This is a genomic window from Streptomyces sp. NPDC040622, assembly GCF_055593965.1.
In genome coordinates this window covers 1-3795 of record NZ_JBVIXD010000001.1, presented here as the reverse complement: position 1 = coordinate 3795, position 3795 = coordinate 1, and the positions used below count along the sequence as shown (strand labels likewise).

The window sequence follows — 3795 nt, the reverse complement described above, 5'->3', positions numbered from 1 at the left end:
AAGGGGGGTGTTCCCCGGGGGTTGTTCCTCCCCACCCCCCCCCCCCCCCCCCCCCCCTCCCTTCCCCCCCCCCCCCCCCCCCCCCCCTCCCCCCCCCCCCCCCCCCTTTCTTCTTCCCCCCCGCCGCCGTCCGGTGCCGGAAAGGGTCAGCGACCTGCGCTGTCCACCACGGTGGACCACTCGTCGAGCAGCGCCTGGGCGGATGCGTCGTCGGGTCCTTCCGCCCACAAATGAGTGACGGCCTCGGCCGGGTCGGGCAGCACGAGGACCCAACGCCCGTCGCTCTCCACCACCCGCACACCGTCGGTGGTGTCCACCGACCGGTCCCCGGCCGCCTCCACCACCGTGCGCATCACGAGTCCCTTGACGGCCCACGGAGTGGCGAGGTCACGGCGCAGCACATGCGCACGCGGGATGCGCGCGTCGATCTGGCTCAAGGTGAGCTGTGTCCGCGCCACCAGCCCGATCAGCCGCACGAACGCCGCGGTTCCGTCGAAGACACTGCTGAACTCGGGCACGATGAACCCGCCGCGCCCGTCCCCGCCGAAGATGGTCGAGTCCCCGCGCCCCACCCTCGTCAGGTCGTCCGGCGACGTGGTCGTCCAGTCCACCTGCGTCCCGTGGTACGCGGCGACCTGCTCGGCGATGCGTGTCGTCGTCACCGGCAGCGCCACCCGCCCGCTGCGCCGCTCGGCCGCCACCAGATCGAGCATGACCAGCAGGGCCCGGTCGTCCTCGACGATCCGTCCCTTCTCGTCCACGAGCGACAGCCGCTCACCGACCGGGTCGAACCGCACTCCGAAGGCGGCCCGCGCGGACGCCACGATCTCCCCGAGCCGCACGAGCCCGGACCTGCGGGCATCCGCCGTCTCGGTGGGCCGCGACTCGTCGAGCCCCGGGTTGATGGTCAGCGCGTCCACGCCGAGTTTGCCGAGGAGACTCGGCAGCACGAGGCCCGCACTGCCGTTGGACGCGTCGACGACGACCTTGAGCCCGGACTCGGCGACACCAGTCGTGTCGACGTTCCGCAACAGGGATCCCGTGTACGAGTCGAAGACGCTGGAGGGGAAGTGCAGATCGCCGATCTCACCGGGGAACGCCCGCCGGTACTCCTGACGCGCGTACACCCGGTCCAGCTTCCGCTGGCTGCCCTGCGAGAGGTCCGCTCCCCGCCCGTCGAAGAACATGATGTCGACGGAGTCCGGCACCCCGGGCGTCGTCCGGATCATGATGCCTCCGGCGCTTCCCCGGGCAGTCTGCTGCCGCGCCACCGGCAACGGAACGTTCTCCAGATCCCGTACGTCGATGGCGCTGGCCTGCAGCGCCGAGATCACCGCGCGCTTGAGCGCCCGCGCACCGCGCGAGTGGTCACGCGCGGTGGTGACGGTGGACCCCTTCTTCAGGGTCGTCGCATACGCCCCGGCCAGCCGCACGGCGAGCTCGGGCGTGATCTCCACGTTCAGGATCCCGGACACCCCGCGCGCACCGAAGAGGTGCGCCTGGCCGCGGGACTCCCAGATCACCGAGGTGTTGACGAACGCGCCGGCCTCGATCGTCTTGAAGGGATAGACCCTGACATTGCCCTGGATGATCGATTCTTCGCCTACGAGGCACTCGTCACCGATGACCGCACCGTCCTCGATCCGGGCGGCCCGCATGATGTCGGTGTTCTTGCCGACGACGCAGCCCCGGAGATTGCTGTGCTGCCCGATGTAGACGTTGTCGTGCACGACCGCCTTGTGCAGGAACGCGCCGCTCTTCACGACCACGTTCGACCCCACGACGGTGTGCTCACGGATCTCGACGTCCGCCTCGACCTTGGCGTAGTCGCCGATGTAGAGCGGTCCGCGCAGGACGGCGTCAGGATGCACCTCGGCCCCTTCGGCCACCCACACCCCGGGCGAGATCTCGAATCCGTCGAGTTCGACGTCGACCTTGCGCTCCAGCACGTCGGCCTGCGCCTTGACGTAACTCTCGTGCGTGCCGACGTCCTCCCAGTAGCCCTCGGCGATATAGCCGTAGACCGGCTTGCCCTCCTTCATGAGCTGCGGGAAGACATCACCGGACCAGTCGACCGACGTGTCGGCCTCGACGTAGTCGAAGACCTCGGGCTCCATCACGTAGATGCCCGTGTTCACCGTGTCGGAGAAGACCTGCCCCCAGGTCGGCTTCTCGAGGAAACGCTCGACCTTGCCTTCCTCGTCGACGATGGTGATGCCGAATTCCAGCGGATTGGGTACGCGTGTCAGGCAGACCGTGACCAACGCGCCCTTTTCCTTGTGGAACGCAATCAGATCGGTGAGGTCGAAGTCGGTCAGCGCGTCACCGGAGATCACGAGGAAAGCGTCGTCCTTCAGCGCTTCCTCAGCGTTCTTCACGCTGCCGGCCGTGCCGAGCGGTTTCTCTTCATTGGCATAGGTGAGCTCCATCCCGAGCTCTTCGCCGTCGCCGAAGTAGTTCCTGACGAGGGAAGCCAAGAACTGCACTGTCACTACGGTCTCGGTGAGACCATGCCTCTTCAGCAGCCTCAGTACGTGCTCCATGATGGGCCGGTTGGCCACGGGAAGGAGCGGTTTGGGCATGCTCGAGGTCATGGGGCGAAGGCGCGTGCCTTCACCGCCGGCCATCACGACGGCCTTCATGTCGGAAACGTCCTCCTCAATAGACGACGATCTGGCCGACTCAGCTCACCGGGATGGGCCCACATATGTCAGATGCGGGCCTTCGAGCCTCTACAGCCGCCGAATCGGCAAGCTCAATCGGCCGGGCTGTCCGCCTTGACAAGTCGGCGGACCTGAACCACGTAGAGGATCCCTGCCCACCAGTACAGCGTTGTACCCCATCCGGCGAACGCCCATCCGAAAATAGCAGCGGCTGTGGCGATCCAGCCACTTCCGTCGCTCAGGAGCAGTAGTGGAAAGGCGTACATCAGGTTGAAGGTGGCTGCCTTGCCCAGGAAGTTCACCTGCGGCGGCGGATAGCCGTGACGCCTGAGGATCCCGACCATCACCAGCAGCACCAGCTCGCGCAGCAACAGCGCCGCGGTCAGCCAGAGCGGAAGAATCTCCCGCCACGTCAGACCGACCAGCGTCGAGAGGATATAGAGCCGGTCGGCGGCGGGATCGAGGAGCCGGCCGAGGTTGCTGATCTGGTTCCAGCGGCGTGCGAGCTTGCCGTCGAGGTAGTCACTGATCCCACTGAGCGCGAGGACCAGCAGGGCCCATCCGTCGCTGTTGGGCCCTCCGAACTCAGGCCTGAGGATCAACCACAGGAAGAGGGGTACGCCGGCGAGGCGAGCCATGCTCAGGATGTTCGGGATGGTGAGGACACGGTCCGTCTGGACGCGAGTCTCCTGGACCTCCACCCGGGGGCCTCCTGTGGGAAAGAGCCAATGATGCCCCCTGACCTTACCCTCAGTTGCCGCGCGTCGGTGCGGAGGGGTGGGCGGGGCGCCTGGGCACAAAAACAAAAAAGCCGTGGTCCCTGGAATTGAATCCAGAGACCACGGCTATAAGTAAAGTTCGGCGGCGTCCTACTCTCCCACAGGGTCCCCCCTGCAGTACCATCGGCGCTATGAGGCTTAGCTTCCGGGTTCGGAATGTAACCGGGCGTTTCCCTCATGCTATGACCACCGAAACACTATGAAACTGACAACCGCACCGCCATGTGGCATGACGGGGTCGTTCGTGGTTTCAGAACCAACACAGTGGACGCGAGCAACTGAGGACAAGCCCTCGGCCTATTAGTACCAGTCACCTCCACCCGTTACCGGGCTTCCAGATCTGGCCTATCAAC

Annotated in this window: 2 protein-coding genes and 1 rRNA gene; all 3 read right to left on the bottom strand. The window is 66.2% G+C overall.

The window, feature by feature from the left end:
* Positions 1-146: 146 nt before the first annotated feature.
* Complete coding sequence (locus ACZ592_RS00015) at positions 147-2642, bottom strand: sugar phosphate nucleotidyltransferase (RefSeq protein WP_471579168.1); 2496 nt, start codon at positions 2640-2642, stop codon at positions 147-149.
* 113 nt (positions 2643-2755) lie between these two features.
* Positions 2756-3364, bottom strand: coding sequence for a CDP-alcohol phosphatidyltransferase family protein (locus tag ACZ592_RS00010; protein ID WP_471579167.1), 609 nt, complete (start codon positions 3362-3364; stop codon positions 2756-2758).
* 155 nt (positions 3365-3519) lie between these two features.
* Positions 3520-3636 (bottom strand): 5S ribosomal RNA (gene rrf, locus ACZ592_RS00005).
* Positions 3637-3795: the final 159 nt, after the last annotated feature.

Coding starts and splice junctions, on each gene's coding strand:
- ACZ592_RS00015 (WP_471579168.1), bottom strand. CDS start 2,642: ATGAAGGCCGTCGTGATGGCCGGCGGTGAAGGCACGCGCCTTCGCCCC.